The 15,573-nt window shown below is 71.1% G+C and carries 13 protein-coding genes; 6 read left to right on the top strand and 7 right to left on the bottom strand.

The features are described from left to right. Positions 1-12 precede the first annotated feature (12 nt). The 4 genes from ABZZ17_RS09670 to ABZZ17_RS09655 all read left to right on the top strand — a co-directional run bounded on the left by ABZZ17_RS09670 (position 13) and on the right by ABZZ17_RS09655 (position 6,999). Entirely contained in the window at positions 13-1,167 is a 1,155-nt protein-coding gene (locus ABZZ17_RS09670) for a transglycosylase family protein (RefSeq protein WP_356873868.1), read from the top strand. Between the two features lie 64 nt (positions 1,168-1,231). Next, positions 1,232-2,884 carry an FG-GAP-like repeat-containing protein gene (locus ABZZ17_RS09665; protein ID WP_356873866.1) on the top strand — a complete coding sequence of 551 codons (1,653 nt, stop codon included), beginning with the start codon at positions 1,232-1,234 and terminating at the stop codon, positions 2,882-2,884. A gap of 562 nt (positions 2,885-3,446) precedes the next feature. Continuing rightward, complete coding sequence (locus ABZZ17_RS09660; RefSeq protein ID WP_356873916.1) at positions 3,447-5,318, top strand: ATP-binding cassette domain-containing protein; 1,872 nt, start codon at positions 3,447-3,449, stop codon at positions 5,316-5,318. 403 nt (positions 5,319-5,721) lie between these two features. Then, the gene (locus tag ABZZ17_RS09655; protein ID WP_356873864.1) at positions 5,722-6,999 is read left to right on the top strand and encodes a phosphotransferase; all 1,278 of its coding nucleotides are present in this window, start codon (positions 5,722-5,724) and stop codon (positions 6,997-6,999) included. Positions 7,000-7,282: 283 nt separating this feature from the next. On the opposite strand, the gene ABZZ17_RS09650 is transcribed toward ABZZ17_RS09655, so the two are convergent. The 4 genes from ABZZ17_RS09650 to ABZZ17_RS09635 form a co-directional block, all read right to left on the bottom strand. Beyond that, the gene (locus ABZZ17_RS09650) at positions 7,283-8,533 is read right to left on the bottom strand and encodes an MFS transporter (RefSeq protein ID WP_356873862.1); all 1,251 of its coding nucleotides are present in this window, start codon (positions 8,531-8,533) and stop codon (positions 7,283-7,285) included. A gap of 129 nt (positions 8,534-8,662) precedes the next feature. Further along, positions 8,663-9,496 carry an NAD(P)H-binding protein gene (locus ABZZ17_RS09645; protein WP_356873860.1) on the bottom strand — a complete coding sequence of 278 codons (834 nt, stop codon included), beginning with the start codon at positions 9,494-9,496 and terminating at the stop codon, positions 8,663-8,665. 150 nt (positions 9,497-9,646) lie between these two features. Continuing rightward, positions 9,647-10,216, bottom strand: a complete 570-nt coding sequence (locus ABZZ17_RS09640) for a DUF6434 domain-containing protein (protein ID WP_356873858.1) — start codon at positions 10,214-10,216, stop codon at positions 9,647-9,649. A 164-nt stretch (positions 10,217-10,380) separates the two neighbouring features. Then, the gene (locus ABZZ17_RS09635; RefSeq protein WP_356873856.1) at positions 10,381-11,847 is read right to left on the bottom strand and encodes a membrane-associated oxidoreductase; all 1,467 of its coding nucleotides are present in this window, start codon (positions 11,845-11,847) and stop codon (positions 10,381-10,383) included. Positions 11,848-12,062: 215 nt separating this feature from the next. Between ABZZ17_RS09635 and ABZZ17_RS09630 the strand changes: the two genes are divergently transcribed. Further along, positions 12,063-12,458: a hypothetical protein gene (locus tag ABZZ17_RS09630; protein WP_356873854.1), complete on the top strand. Its 396-nt coding sequence runs from the start codon at positions 12,063-12,065 to the stop codon at positions 12,456-12,458. Here ABZZ17_RS09630 and ABZZ17_RS09625 read toward each other — a convergent pair. Then, entirely contained in the window at positions 12,446-13,039 is a 594-nt protein-coding gene (locus ABZZ17_RS09625; RefSeq protein WP_356873852.1) for a GNAT family N-acetyltransferase, read from the bottom strand. The genes ABZZ17_RS09630 and ABZZ17_RS09625 overlap by 13 nt on opposite strands. 107 nt (positions 13,040-13,146) lie before the next feature. Then, the gene (locus tag ABZZ17_RS09620; protein WP_356873850.1) at positions 13,147-13,467 is read right to left on the bottom strand and encodes a hypothetical protein; all 321 of its coding nucleotides are present in this window, start codon (positions 13,465-13,467) and stop codon (positions 13,147-13,149) included. A 164-nt stretch (positions 13,468-13,631) separates the two neighbouring features. Here ABZZ17_RS09620 and ABZZ17_RS09615 point away from each other — a divergent pair, with 164 nt between their 5' ends. Then, entirely contained in the window at positions 13,632-14,291 is a 660-nt protein-coding gene (locus ABZZ17_RS09615) for an MSMEG_1061 family FMN-dependent PPOX-type flavoprotein (protein WP_356873848.1), read from the top strand. Positions 14,292-14,346: 55 nt separating this feature from the next. Here the strand turns inward: ABZZ17_RS09615 and ABZZ17_RS09610 are convergent, their stop codons facing one another. Next, the gene (locus ABZZ17_RS09610) at positions 14,347-15,354 is read right to left on the bottom strand and encodes a LuxR C-terminal-related transcriptional regulator (protein ID WP_356873846.1); all 1,008 of its coding nucleotides are present in this window, start codon (positions 15,352-15,354) and stop codon (positions 14,347-14,349) included. Positions 15,355-15,573 lie beyond the last annotated feature (219 nt).

Here is a 15,573-nt window from a genome sequence, read left to right as displayed (position 1 = left end):
CGAGGAACCGGCATGCCTTCGCGTCCGCGCACCACGCTCTCCCGGGCGGCCCTCGTCGCCGCCCCGCTCGCCGCCCTGACCCTGCTGGCCCCGGGCGCGCCGTCGGCCGGCGCCGCGTCCGTCACCACCTGGGACAAGGTCGCCCAGTGCGAGTCCAGTGGCAACTGGAGCTACTACAAGGCGGGTCACAGCTACTACGGCGGCCTGCAGTTCCTGAAGTCGACCTGGGACGCCTTCGGCGGACGGCAGTACGCGCAGTACCCGCACCAGGCGACCAAGGAACAGCAGATACGGATCGCCGAGAAGGTCCTGGCCACGCAGGGCCAGGGCGCCTGGCCGACCTGCGGCCCGGCGGCGGGTCTGGGCGCCGATCCCGCCGACCCGTACCCGGCCGAACCGCCCGCCCCGCAGTCGAAGATGACCCACCTGACGCCGGTCGGCGACCTCACGGGCGACGGCGTGACCGACATGATCGCCGTCGAGGTCAAGTCCGGTGACCTGTACCGCTACTCCGGCCCGTCGTACGGGGGCGGTTCGCGGGTCAAGGTCGGCTACGGCTGGAACGCGATGAGCGGCATCGTCGGCGTCGGCGACCTCACGGGCGACGGGGTGACCGACGTCCTTGCCGTCGACGCCGACAACGGCAACCTCTACCGCTACTCCGGCCCCGACTTCAAGGGCGGCGGCAAGGTCCAGGTCGGCACCAACTGGGACGCGATGACCAACATCACCGGCGTCGGCGACCTGACGGGAGACGGGAAGCCCGACCTGATCGCGGTCGAGAAGACCACCGGCGACCTGTACCGCTACTCCGGCCCCTCCTACACCGGCGGAAGCCGCATGAAGATCGGCAACGGCTGGAACGGCATGCGCGACATCGTCGCCGCCGGCGACCTCACCGGAGACGGGGTGACCGACGTCCTCGCCGTCGACGCCGACAACGGCAACCTCTACCGCTACTCCGGGCCGAACTACAACGGCGGCACCAAGGTGCAGATCGGCACCAACTGGGACGCGATGACCAACATCACCGGCATCGGCGACGTCACCGGCGACGGCGTCCCGGACCTCCTGGCCTCCGAGACCGCCACCGGCAAGCTCTTCCGCTACTCCGGCCCCGCCTTCGCGGGCGGTTCGGCCCGCGTCCAGATCGGAACGGCCTGGTGAGCACCTCTCCCCTTCGCCCCGTACCGCAACCTTCAGCCCCTCTCACCCAGTTCAGGAGCACCTCGTGATCGTGCGCAAAACCCTCGGCACGGCCGCTGCCGCCCTGCTCGGCGGCGTCCTCAGCGCCCTGGCCCTCGCCCCGGCCGCGCAGGCCGACAGCGTGGCCGGGGCGGACGCCCCGCCCGTGCGGTTCCTCAGCTACAACATATGCGGCAACAACTGTTCCGAATCCAAGGGCTACGACAACGAGCGCCGCATCGACTCGGTCGTGGCCGAGGCGACCGGTTCCAGCTGGAACGCCGACCAGCTGCACCTCCAGGAGGTGTGCCGGCCCCAGTTCGACGCGATCCGTACGCGTCTGCAGTCGGCCGGTTTCCAAGGCTTCTTCGCGACCGCCCTGTCCGGTGGCAACCCCGCGGTGTGCGGCGGCGCCGACTACGGGAACGCGGTCCTCGTCAAGGGCCCGCTGTCCGAGACGAAAGTCCTCGACCTGACCGTGGGCGGGGAGAGCGAACCCATCACCGTCCCGTGCGTGAAGACGTACACCCAGAGCCGCGCCAACTGGGCCTGCTCCGTCCACCTTTACTGGAGCGACGCCGGACTGCGCGAGCAGGAGGCCGTCAAGCTCGCCGCGCAGGCCAAGCAGTGGCAGGACGCCGGCGTCCCGGTGGTCCTCGGCGGCGACTTCAACGCCGCTCCCCGTTCCAAGGCGGCCTCGTACTTCTACGGTCCGGGCGTCGGCGACGGCGGTTGGGGCACCTTCAGCGAGGCCGACGAGACGGACCGCGACCACTTCGCCTCCGACCCCTGCGGCGACGGCCGCCCCCGCTGCCGCAGCGGCGAGCCGACCTTCAACACCACGAAGATCGACTACGTGTTCCTGTCCAGCCGCCACTTCAAGAACGCCAAGGCGGACGTGCTGCCCCTGGACGGCCTGGTCTCCGACCACAAGCCGCTGCGGGCGGGCGCGTACTGGTCGGACTGCGGGCCCGCCGCCGCGGGCGCGGGCTCCGTCCTGCGCCGCGACGCCAAGGGCGCCCTGTTCGCCTACGCCGGCCGCCCGGACGGCGGCGTCGCCGGGGCCTGCAAGGTCGGCACCGGGTGGAGCGGCATGACGCACGTCGTCCGCGACGGCTCCGCCCTCCTCGCCGTCGACACGGCCGGCGCCCTGTGGCGCTACCCCGCCGACCCGGTCACGGGTACGTACTCCGGCGGAACCCGCACACAGGCCGGCACCGGCTGGCAGGCGTACGACGAGCTGATCGCGCCCGGCGACTTCTCGGGCGACGGCAAGGCCGACCTGATCACCCGCGACACCGCCGGTGTCCTCTGGCTGCACAAGGGCAACGGCAACGGCTCGTACGCCGCCCGCACCCCGATCGGCACCGGCTGGCAGACGTACGACCAGCTGATCGCGCCCGGCGACTTCTCGGGCGACGGCAAGGCCGACCTGATCGCCCGCGACACCGCCGGTGTCCTGTGGCTGTACCGGGGCGACGGCGCCGGCTCCTACGCCCCGCGCACCCAGATCGGCACGGGCTGGCAGACGTACACCGCGCTCACGTCGCCGGGCGACCTCGACGGCAACGGCCGGGCGGACCTCGTCGGCCGTGACGCGAACGGCGGCCTCTGGTTCTACCAGGGCGACGGCGCCGGCTCCTACGCCCCGCGCACCCAGATCGGCAACGGCTACCCGGACGGCGAACTGCTCGTCTGACCCGGCCGGGCCGGGCGAGGACGTCGGCCCCGCGGATCCCCAACGGATCCGCGGGGCCCGCGGCGTCACCGGGCCGCTGCCCGCGCGCGGCCGACAATCCCCCGCACGGGTGAGCGGCCCTGTTCGAGCGAGTTTCAGCGCGGCCACCCCAGACCCGCCAAGGCCACCGACCCAAGAAGGAACATGTGTTCGCCGATTGCCCCCGAATCGGCCGTGACGGATGCGTTCTGGCGCCGTTCTTAGAGCACCAGTACCCATCTTGCGCCCATCCGGAGGATGCCGTGAATCCTGCACCCGCCCGCCGCGTAACCCCTGCAACATTCGAACATCAGCCATTCTCCCCCTGTTTTCCGCCTCGCGAGCGGCGTCGTGTTGACACGCGGGTCGGGCGTCGTGGGTCACGACCGGATACGAGGTGGGGGGCGTGAGCGAGAAGAACTCTTCCGGATCCGGCACCGCGGGGGTGTCTGAGTCCGAGCGGCTCCTCTTCGGCGGCGAGCTCGCGTACGACATCGGCTGGGAGCGGCACGAGGGCGCCTGGCTGAAGCTCGGACTGTGGACGATGGCGAAGGGCCTGCCCCGGCTCGTCGGCACGGGCATGCGGCTCGCGCACCTCGCCGACGCCCACGCCCTGCGGGTCGTCCTCGGCGCCGAGATCAGCCGCGGTGTCACCCAGGCCGTCGGGCTGGTCGCGGTCAACGGCGTGCTCGGGCACCTCCTCACGGACGGCACCACCAACGAGCGGCTGGCCCGGGCGGTGCCCGCACTCCTCGTCGTGGCCGTGACGGCGCTCCTCGGATCACTCCTGCGGTCCGCTTCCACGGCGGCGACCGGAACGCTGGAGCCGAAGGTGCAGCGGGTGGCGACCGAGCGCTATCTGGGGCTGGTGCACCGGGTCGAGCTCGCGGCCGTCGAGGACGACGAGTTCCACCGGCTGCTGGACGCCGCCCGCTACGGGGCCGACTCCGCCCGCCGCATGATCCGCTACTGCACCAACACGCTGAACTCCGCGATCTCGTTGACCGCAGCGGCGGGGGTCCTCACCATCCTGCACCCGGTCCTGCTGCCGCTCCTGGTGCTGATGACCCTGCCGAGCGCGTGGAGTTCGCTGACCATCTCCAAGCAGCGCTACATCAGCTTCCACACCTTCGTGCAGCACGCGCGGGCCGGGCACCTGCTGGGGCAGCTGCTGACCGAGCAGGAGGCCGCTGCCGAGGTGCGCGTCCACGACGTCGGGCCGTTCCTGCTCGGGCACTTCCGGCAGATGGCCGAGACCAGCGAGCGGGAGCAGACCCGGCTGGCCCGGCGGGCGGCGCGGATCGGTCTGGTCGCGGACGGCGCCGGCGGCATGGCCACCCTGCTCACGTACGGGGCGCTCGGGCTGCTGCTGTGGGGCGGGGCCATGGAGCTGGCCGTGGCGGGAACGGCCGTGTTGGCGATCCGCACGGGCGCCTCCAGCCTGGACTCCTTGGTGCTGGAGATCACCGAGCTGCACCAGGAGAGCCTGTTCGTCGCCGACTACGAGCGGCTGTGCCGGGAGGCCGAGGCCCGTGCCATCCCCGCGGGCGGGACACCGCTGCCGGAGCGGCTGCGGGAGGTCCGGTTCGAGGAGGTCACCTTCACCTACCCCGGCAGCGGCGGCGAGCAGCCGGAACCGACCCTGCGGGACGTCAGCCTGTCCTTCCCCATGGGGAAGATCATCGCGCTGGTGGGCGAGAACGGATCCGGCAAGTCCACCCTGGTCAAGCTCTTGGCGGGCCTCTACCTGCCGGACGAGGGCGGCGGGACGATCCGGTGGGACGACGTGGACGCCCGGACGGCGGACCGCACGCAGGTGTTCGCCCGGGTCGCGCTGATGTCGCAGAACTTCTTCCACTGGCCCTTCACCTTCCGCGTCAACGTGGGCATCGGCGAGTCCGGCCGTCCGATCGACGACGATGCCGTCCAGGACGCGGCCGCCTACTCCGGGGCCGACGAGGTCCTGGCCGGCCTGCCGCGCGGGCTGGGCACCCTGCTGGCCCGCGGATACCGGGGCGGGCACCAGATCTCCGGCGGCCAGTGGCAGCGGGTGGGGATCGCCCGCGCCAAGTACCGGCAGGCGGAGATCCTGATCGTGGACGAGCCGACCAGCGCGCTGGACGCCGTCGCCGAGCAGCGGGTCTTCGACCAGATCCGGGCCCTGGCCGCGAGCACCGGGCAGACCATCGTCCTCATCACGCACCGCCTGCACTCCGTGCGCCATGCCGACCTGATCCATGTCCTGAAGGAGGGGCGGGTCGCGGAATCGGGGACCTTCGACGTGCTGATGGACGAGAAGACCGGCACGGGGGACTTCCGCGACGCCTACCTCGTCCAGGCCGCGGCCTTCGCCGACCGCGTCCCCGGGCAGCCCGTCGGCAACCACGACACGCTACCCACCAAGGACCGGACATGACCTCCCCGGCCCAACGGGCCCGTGACACCCGCCCCGGGACGTCCGCGCGCAGATCCAGGACAGCGCAAGCCGCCGGCGGATCGCCCGCCTCCTACCGACTGCACCTCGAACCCGACGGCCACCCATGGGTCAGTGCCGGAGCGGGACATGAACGGTTGTCCTGGTCACGTACCACCACCCCCGGGCGGGAAGCGCCAGGAGAAGGCGCGGCCCCCGACCGGGCGAGCGACCGACCGACCAAGGAGATCAACGCATGACGACGAAGCCCGTGCTCCTCGCCCGACGCCCGAAGGCCTCGTGGTGAGCGGCGGCGCACGGCACACCGTGCCCGTCGACGTCCACCATCCTGCGCCGCGACGGCGAGAGCGGCTCGGAGGTACTGCTGTCCCGCCGCGCCGGGCCGGTGTACGCGGCCGGGCTGTGGCACCTTCCCTCCGGGCACCTCGACCCGGGCGAGGACATGGTCACGGCAGTGATCCGGGAGGCCCGCGAGGAGACCGGCGTCGTCGTCGCGGCGGAGGACGTGACCGCGGCCGTCACCGTCCACCACCATCCGCCCATCGGATCCCGCTCCCGCCTGGGCGTCTTCTTCGAGGTGCGCAGGTGGTCCGGGCAGCCTCGGATCATGGAGCCGGACCGCTGCGACGGCATGGACTGGTACCCGCTGGACGCCCTCCACGGGCCGATGGTGGCGTACTGCCGGGCCGGGCTGGACGCCTACCGCGCCGGCCTGCCCGCCGCCGTGCACTTCCAGCAGCCGGGCGACGCCGTCGAGTACGGCCCGGACGGCCCCGACCGTACCCACCTGCTGGCCGGACCGCCGGCAGGCGGGGTGGAACTGCCCCGTCGGCTGCGGACGTTCGCCGAGCAGGCCATCGGCAGGATCGAGCAGGCGACGGAAGTCTCCTGGCTGCGCGCCGGCAGCCGGGTGTGGCGGCTCACAGGGACCGGTGGGGGCACCTGGTTCCTGAAACGGCACCGCGGGCCGAAGTTCCACGACCGGGAAGTGGCCGCGTACCGGTCGTGGGTACCGGCGCTCGGGCCGCGGGCTCCCCGCCTCGTCGCGGCCGACACCGCGGCGCAGACCGTCGTCGTCACCGCGCTCGCCGGAAGCCCGCTGCACGGCATGGGCCTCAGCGCTGCCGGCGAGGCTCGCGTCCAGCACGGTCTGGGCCGTCTCGTCCGCGCCCTCCACGGCAGCGCGCCCGGGCGGCCCGCTGGATCCGCGACGGCCGCCGACAGGGTCAAACGCCACCTGGAGGACGCCCGACCGTACCTGGCCGATGGCGACGAGGAGCTGGTCCTCGGCTTGGCCAACGCCTACACGGACCTCCCTCGGCCCGCGCTCGTACCCACCCACGGGGACCTGCAGTACCGCAACGTTCTGCTCGCCGACGACGGCGAACCACAGCTGTTCGACTTCGAGCGGTCCGAGTACGGAACCGTGACACGGGACCTGGCGCGGCTGAGCGACACCTGGACCGGCCGCCCGGACCTGCGCACCGCGTTCCTCGACGGCTACGGAAGACCGCTCACCCCCGTCGAGGAACTCCGCCTGGACTGCGAAGCCGCCTTCGACGCCGTCTCCGGCATCGCCTACGGAACCCGCCACGACGACCCGGAGGTGACCGAACGCGGGCACCGCACCCTGCACCGACTCCACGCCACCCGACACCCATGACCGGTGGGCCCACCGCACCCCTTCGAAAGGAATCCCCGTGCGTCGGCGCGGTGTTCTTCACCGACGAGGACGACCGGCCCGTACAACTGCACGCCACCTACTGGACGCGGCGCACGGATTCACCCTGTCTGCCGGCATGCGCCCGGCCGGCTCGCCGAGCACGTGACGGAGATCCAGCGGCTCGCCGTGGCCCGGCCCGAAACCCCCACCACCGCCATCGCCGACATCCTCGGCCGGCGGGCTGACCCAATGGGGTGCAGGACTGCTGACCCCTGCTGCCCGGTCATCCCGTCACTTCCGCGGCGACGCCCGGCTGCGGCCGGGTCCGCAGGCCCCAGCGGGCAAGGGAGGGGCCGGCAGCGCCCAGCGCCGCGAAGAACAGCGCCAGCAGCAGCCAGCCCGTCGTGCCGAGGCCGAGCACGACCGTGGTGAGGATCGCGGGGGCGAGAGCCTGGCCCGCGCTGAAGCCGAGGCCGAGTACGCCTTGGTACTGGCCCTGCGCGTGGTCGGGGGCGAGGCCGAAGCCCAGGGCGAAGCCCGCCGAGGATTCCCAGACCTCTCCCAGACTGTGGACGAAGATCGCTGCCAGGACCAGTCCCGCTGCCGCCCAGACCGGGGTGTACGCCGCCAGCGCCATCATCGGGCAGCTGACGAGGAAGAGCAGCCCCGCGGTGCGGAACGCCCGGCCGCCGTCGTGCGGGGTTTCGATGCGGGAGCCGATCCGGGTCTGCATCAGTACGCAGAAGGCGGCGTTGACGGCGAACAGTGCGGCCACCGTCCAGCGCGGCGCTTCGGTGTGTTCGGAGATCCAGATCGGCAGGAGCAGGGAAACCACCGGGTATTGCAGTCCCATGGCTCCGTAGAGGGCGGTGAACGTCAGGAACGGGCGGTCCGCGAAAGCGAGCCAGCGGCGCTGCTGCGGTGGCGCCGCCAGCACCGGATAGCGGGGCAGCAGGAGCAGGAGCACCGCGCACAGGGCGAAGCTCGCCGCGTTGCCGAGGATCAGCGTGACATAGGCGGCGCGGGTGTCCGCGGCCAGTGCCAGCCCGGCACCGACGGTTCCGAGGATGACGCCCAGGTTGACGAAGGTGCGCAGTTTCGCCCGGAACCGGGCCGGGCGGTCACCCCCGACCCGGACCACCAGAGCGCCCCAGGCCGCCCCACCCGCCGCCGCGGCGATCTGGTCGACCGTCGCGATGATCGTGAGCGCGGCCCAGCTCTCGACGAGGACGAGGGCCGCCATCGACATCGCCTGGACCACGAGGGCCAGCATCATGATCGTACGCGCCCCGCGCCGGTCGGCGAGATGCCCTCCGGGTATCCCCGCGCACAAGCCGATCACTCCGGCGATGGTGAGCGCGGCGCCGACCTGCACCGCGGGCAGGCCCACGACCAAGGTGAAATAGAGCGCCGACGCCGCGTTGAACAGCCCGTTGCCGACCCGGTTGGTGAAACTGGCGGCGATCAGCACGCGTTCCGGCCCGTTGTCCCCCGCCATGCGGCCTATTCGGCCTACCAGACCACCCTTGATCATGAACGGGAGGCTAGCAGCGGTCACAGAACCCGCCGCGGTTGCACCACGGTTCACGCCGCGCTCGGCTACCGGCGACAACCCGCGCGCCCGCCCAACCCACCGACTCCGGCCCATCCCGAGGGTCGCGGTTCAGCGGAAGGCATCGACGTTCTCTGCAGCCCACTGCCGGAAGGGGCGGGCCGGGATTCCGGTGATCTGTGAAACCGTGTCGCGCACCATCAGCAGTTCGTCGTTGACGTCGCCGCCGGTGACGTCGAGCACCGCGTCCGCGGCGTCGGCGCCGAACACCGCGGCCATTCGTGCGTGTGCTTGGCGGCGGCTGATCTCGGCGAAGGGAATCCGCCGTCCCAGTGCTGCCGCGATGGCCTCGACCTGCTGTCGGGCGGTCACCGGCTCTGGACCGGTCAAGGCGTACGTGCGTCCCCGGTGGCCGGGCTCGGTCAGTGCCACGCGGGCCACCGATGCGATGTCCGCGGGATGGACGGTCGGCAGCGCGGTATCGGCGTACGGCGCGTGGACTGTCTCGTGGCCGCTGATGGCCGCGGCCCACATCAGGGCGTTCGATGCGAACTGTGTCGGCCGCAGGACCGTCCAGTCCATGCCGCTCGCCTTGAGCGCCTGTTCCACCGCCAGGTTCTCGCCGGCGGGGCCCAGGTGCGGGTGGGTCCGGACGGTGATGGACGACACCAGCACGACGTGCCGGACGCCCGCCTGCCGGGCGGCTTCGAGGATGTCGGCGTCCGGGCCCAGCCTCGACAAGAGGAACAGCGAGCGCACCCCGTCCAGCGCCGGCTTCAACGACGCAGGCTCTGCCAAGTCGCCCTCCACGGCCTCGACCCCGTCGGGGAAAGCGGCTCGGGCGGCATCACGAGTGAGCCCCCTCAGCGGCCCGACACCGTGTGCGTGCAGCTCCTTGAGGAGGGCACTGCCTATGTTTCCGGTGGCTCCGGTCACGAGGATCATGGGCTGTTTCCCGTCGTCAGATGATCACGTAGGAGACACGGTAGAACCTCAATCACGCTTGATGTCCAGGAAGTTCCTGGCCTGTGTTTTCCCCTGTTCGAGCATGTCCACGCGGGGTGTCTGCACCGGCTGCCGGGGTGGTCGGGTCGGTCACCCCGCGGCCGGGCTGCGAGGCAGGTCGCGGTGAGCGCGCCAGGCGGCGAGCGCTTCGGTACGGCTGCCGGCGGGATGTTCGGCACGCCAGTCACGCAGGAAGCGGTTGAGCTCGAACTGCGAGCCGATCTCCTGCGGCCGCGCAGCGGCCCGGCGCGTGGCGTGCCAGTGTGCGACGGCGTCTGCCAGGGTGCGCCCCGCGCCTTCGGCAATGAACGTTCGCATGTACGCGTCGAAGTGGAAGCCCGGGCCGATCTCGCGGCGGAAGTACTCGCGCAGCACCTGACTGCACCGCTGGCCCTCGGGGATCCGGGTGGAGCCGTTCACCGGCGCGGCGAGCTGGCGGCCCGCGCTGCGCGTCCGGGACGGCTCGGCCGGCGGGGCGACGCCGTCCAATGCGGCCCGCAGTCGCTCCGTCAGCGCCGCCTTCCCGCCGCTCCGCCGCACCCCGATCTCCCGGGCGAGCGCGGTCAGCTCGGCCAGCGTCCAGTACCAGCGGGCCAGCTCGTCGCCGCTCAACGCCGCACTCAGCTCCGGTCGCGCCTCAGCGCCCATATTCGAACTCATGTCCCCATGATAGGTACCCTCACGCCATCAGGTCTTGCGGGAGCGAGGCCCTCGACCCCAGCGCGTCCCGGGGTCACCGCGCCGAAGGGCTCGTCGTGCCGGCGCTGCGGATGCGCGCGGCACGAACTCGGCGACGGCGCCGCCGGCGGGGAACGTCAGGGTAGTCATTGGCGGCTCACCGAACGCGTCACGCCCGCGACGATCGTCGTCGCCAGGATCCAGCCGGTGATGATCAGGGCGTACGACAGCCACTGATGCCAGCCGACAGGGGCGAATGCCGATTCCTGGCCGAAGCTGATGATCGGCAGGAGCAAGTCGAGGGTGTAGAAGACGGGGTTGAAGGCGGGCGCCTCGCCGGCCTTGACGGGGCGTGGGTGGTCCAGGCCGTACGCGATCGACCCGATGGCCATGAGCGACAGCAGCCAGACGGCCGCGCGCTGCGGGCGGAAGCCGTAGCCGACGACGGCGTCCTGGAGGTACCCCGCCAGCCGCCCGTACCAGGTGAGCGTGGAGCGTCGGCGGCGCTGCTTGGCGAGTTGGACGAGCCGGGCCGCGTCGTCGTCGCCGACGTGGCGGTAGGCAGCCGTCAACTGCTCGTAGCCGTAAGGCTCGTAACGGTCGCCTTCCCGCTCCAGCATGGGCAGGCGCCTCTCGGCGGGCTCGTGCGGGGTGAGTACGGTGTACGTGAGGTTGCTGATGTGCACCTGGTCCGGGAGCATCTCCGGTTCGATGTTCATGATCTCTATTCGGGAACGTCTCAGGTTCAGGGCGCCCTCGATGCGATCACCATGCTGCAGCCAGAGTTCACCGATGACACAGCTACTGGCCCGCAGGGCCGTGTCGCCCGGATGGGACAGGTGGGCCTGAAGCAGGTCCAGGCGGCCTGATATGTGCGAGCCCCGGAGCTCGATCCCGCCCCGCGTGCGTATGCGCCGCGCCCGCACATGGGCTGCCACGTTGAGGTTCTGTGCGTCAAGTGCGGTGCCGTCGGGATGGTTGAACTCGGCGTCCTGAACGTTCATCCGCCCCGCGATCGAGGCGCCGGTCAGCCGTACCTGTCCGTTCGCTCGCATGTTCGGCGCCCACAGGTCGGCACCGATCACGGCCTGGTTGAGCTGCAGCACCGGCTCGGAGTCGTCCGGCGCCGAGAACTCCGCGTCGTCCATGAACAGCGCCCCGGAGATCTGTGCCCCGCCGAGCCGCACCGGCCCCCGCATGCGGCAGCCCGTCATCCGCACCACCCCCTCGACCTTCAAGGTCGCCGAAGTCAGGCCCGGCAGAACCGACTTGCTCAGGTTGAGCTGGCGCAACTGGGCACCGTACAGGTTGGGAACGCCGTCGAACTGGCAGCGGCTCAGCCGGATGGCGGCGTCGATCGTGGCGTGTTTCAGGTCCAGCACGCCGGTGATCCGCACCCCCGTGATCTTGAGCGCGGCGATCTCGCCCTCCTCCTGCGGAGCCTTGATGAGCAATGCCCGCAGCACACTCGCCCGTACGGACCGCTCGGCGCCCCAGGCGCTGCCGAGCGCCGGATCCTCGTCCTCGGCGGCACAGAAGTCCACGGACTCGCCTCGCGGAAAGGCCCGCCATATGCGCTCTTCCGCCGGTGTCAGGTCGTTGGTCTCGCTCACGCCGGCACGCTGACGTGCCGCGTCCGAGCTGCCACTTGCCGTACAGAGCACGCCATTTGCCGAGAATCTCCCGCCCCGCCCGGCCGGCGCCGAGCCCGGCCCTCAATTTATCAACTGCGACGACACCAACTCCCTTCACCGCCTCCCGAGCGGCATCGAGAACCGCGACGGCGTCCTCGTCGGTTCTGAGACGTGGCGTCGTGGATGATGAGGCAATGTTCGTCCGCACGGAGAGCCTGCCGCAGACCCCGCAGCAGCACATGACTGTTCGGGTTCACACCCCCATCGGGTCCGCCGTGGTGCTCTGGCGCGGTGATCCGCGAGAAGCGGACGGCCGGCACCTCATCGAATGGACCGTCGACGAGGACATCCACTGGGGCCAGAACACCCGGCCAGCCGCTGCCGCCAGGCCGGAACTCCGGCAGGAGGGTGACCGGGTGGTCATGATCGGCCGCCTGTGCCTAGCCGACGACGGCGCCGCCTGTCTCCAGATGGGCCAGTGGTCCGTGCTGCTCGATCTGGCATCACCCATCCCCACCGGCCTGGACGACTCCTGGGTACAGATCAGCGTCGGATCGGAGAGCGTCGCCCTGTACCCCTACCGATCCTGACGGGGCCAGCCCCAGGTTCTCGGCACTCCTTGACCGCTGTCCCGTGCGGTGTCGGTGTTCGGGGAGGTCAGGTGACGGAGCATGACCGCGTACAGGGGTGAGTCGGGGAAGGGCCGGCGTTCGCCGACCTTGCGGTACCGCCAACGCTCGTACAGCGCCTGTACCCGGGGGTGGGTGGTGTCGACGAGGAGCGCAGCGAGGTCCTCGGTGCGCGCGGCGAGGAGGGTCTCGTGGAGGGCGTGGGCCGCACCGCTCTTGCGCCAGGCCGGGCGGACCATGAGCTCGGCGACGGCGAACGTGGTGTCCTTCGCCGGTGCCGGGTCGAGGTGGTCTCGCCACCATTCGTGTCCGGGGCTGGACGGCGCTCCGTAGGCGAAGCCCGCGGGCTTGTCCTGGTCGTAGGCGATGACGCAGGCGAAGGCGGGGTGTTCGCCCCAGTGGTCGACGAACCACGGGAAGCGCTGGGTGAAGGGGTCGTCCAGGTCGTCGGCGTAGGAGTCGGCGTGGACGTCGAGGAGGGTCTGCCGTATCCCGGACAGGTCGGCATGGGTGTAGTGGCGCAGGTGGAGGGCGCGGCTCATGCGGGTCGGCTCCTTTCGGTTCGCTGTCGGTCGCCCCGGTCCGGGGCACGCGTGGCTGAGCACCGCAGCTGGCCGGCTGCGACGCGCTTGTTGGCCTCCGGCGTGACTCAGCGCCTTCGGTCCTCTACCGTCCAGCCGTCGCCGAGCTCGCGGCGCAAGGCCGCGAGTGCTGCATCGGCCTCGCACTGGAACGACTTCTCCTGCTCACCGGTCCAGGGCGAGGGACCCGCCGGGTGGTCCCAGTCCAGTGAGGACTGGTACAGGTCGGCGAGCCGCGTGAGCTCGTGGCTGGTAGCCGTAGTGATGGGCAGTTCCTCCGGGGCGCACGGGTACCCGTAGGGGCTGTCGAGGTCGGGTGTGCCCGACGGACCTGGCCACAACGGGGTGTCGACGCCGTACTCGAAGAAGAACCGCAGGTGTTGGGGCATGCCGCTCAGCCTTTCACAGCACTGAGTACACGAGCGGCCGACTACGGCGCGCAGCCCCCTCGGGCATGAATTGCGCGCCTTGTGCGGTCGTGGCGGGCGGGTATCGATGTCCCCGTATTCGCCAACCAAGATCAATCGCAGGTCGGCCCATTAGGGTCGGGGGCATGACGACACCCCTTGCCGGCAGCGCCTTCGACTCGCTCCGCCGCGACGCCGTGCCCGACCAGGAGACACTGCGCCGCGCCTACGCACTCCCCAAGGACTCGGCCGTGCGGAAGCAGATGACCGAACTCACCGAGCAGACGCGGCGATTGATCGGCTGCTCGTCGCTGGTACTGGTCTCCAGCGCGGACGCCGAGGGCAACTGTGACGTCTCCCCGCGCGGCGGCCCCGCCGGCTTCGTCTCCGTCCTGGACGCGCGGACGGTGGCGATACCGGACGCGACCGGCAACAAGCGTCTGGACACCCTGCAGAACGTCATCGCCACCGGACGGGCCGGACTGCTGTTCGTCATCCCGGGGCGCACCACCACGCTCAGGGTGAACGGCCGGGCTGTCGTCTCCACCCGCCCGGAACTGCTGTCGCAGCTGACCGCCGTGGGCAAGCCGCCGGCCAGTGCGCTGGTTCTGGGGATCGAGGAGGTCTACCCGCACTGCCCCAAGTCCCTTCTGCGCAGCGGGGCCTGGAAGCCGGAGCAGTGGCTGCCGGCGGACGCCCAGCCGACCTCCGCCGAGGTGACGCTGGCCCAGCTGCGGATGCCGGAGCTGACGATCGCCGGCATCGAGCAGGATGAGGCGGACTCGCTGAAGTACCGGTACGAGTAACCGGCCGGCCCGGCGAGTGCCGTACCGCCGGCCCGCAGGTGAGGGTTGCGCCCGGCTACAGCCAGCCCCGCTGGCTGGCTTTCAGGCCCGCTTCGAAGCGGCTCGTGGCGTCGAGGCGTTCCATCAGAGCGGCCATCTGACGTCGGACGGTGCGCAGGGAAAGACCGAGGCGCTTGCTGGCGGCTTCGTCGGTCATGCCTGACGCGAGCAGTTTCAGCAGGCCGCGTTCCGCGGGCGCCAGGCCCCTGCCGTCCCTGTTTTCGGTACGGGGGTCGGCGTCCAGGGGTACGGCGTTCTCCCAGGTCTGCTCGAACAGGACGACGAGTGCGGCGACGATCCCGGGGGCGGTCGTGCACAGAGCGCCCTTGCGGGTGTGGGAGGGGTCGATGGGGACGATCGCGATCCGCCGGTCGAACACGATCAGGCGGGGTGGGGTTTCGGGGCAGGTACGCACCTGACCGCCCCGCTCGTTGATCCAGCGGGCGTGGGCGTGAGTGGCGGGGTCGTTCCGGGCGCTGTCCTGGTAGATCGTCAGGAAGCGCACGCCGCGGTCCAGTGCGCTCTCGTCGAGGGGGCGGGCCGCGTCCAGACTGGCCTGGGACTGGGCTCCGCCGGGTTCGATGGCCAGGCACTCGTCGCGGAGCTGACGGGTGAGGGTCTCCAGCCGTTGCTGGATGGCGTCGAGGCCGATCAGCCGTTCTCCCGTCTCGGAGTCGGCAGGTCCGTGCTCGCGGGCGAAGGCGGCGACGGTCCGGGCCACGATCTCCTTGCCCAGGGTGATCTGCCGTTGCCGGTGCAGGAGTTCGGCTTCGTGGCGGCGCAGGATGATGTCGAAGCCGATCTCCGGGCTGACCGCCCGGAGCGTGCCGCTCCGGTCCCGCGAGGGCTGGAGCAGTCCCATGTCGAGGAGGTGCTCCAGACAGGCGCCGACGTCACCGGTGGAGATCCCCAGGCGCGAACTGAGCTCTTCGACCCCTTCGGCCGATCCCGCCAACAGGCTGCGGTAGACGGCCTCCTGGGTTCTGTTGAGGCCAAGGACTTCCAGCCCCGATGTGTCGTTCATTCCCCCACCCCCGTGCGCGCCCAGCAGGCGCGCGTGTCGTAGCCGAAACGTTCCGTCATCCCCTTGACGGTGCCGGTCCTGCCGGTCCTGCCGGACCTGCCCGTCCGGCGAGCGGCCCCTCGCGTGGCCCCGCGCGTGCGAGGCGCGGCGGCCGGTCAGCCGGGAAGAGCGCCTGCCACTGGTAGCCGGACAACGCGACTGTTCTGCCCAACCACTACT

Origin of the sequence: Streptomyces sp. NPDC006512, assembly GCF_040611935.1 — a bacterium.
Lineage (GTDB): Bacteria > Actinomycetota > Actinomycetes > Streptomycetales > Streptomycetaceae > Streptomyces.
Note: the sequence above shows the minus strand (reverse complement) of the source record. Positions and strands in the feature narration are given on the sequence as shown.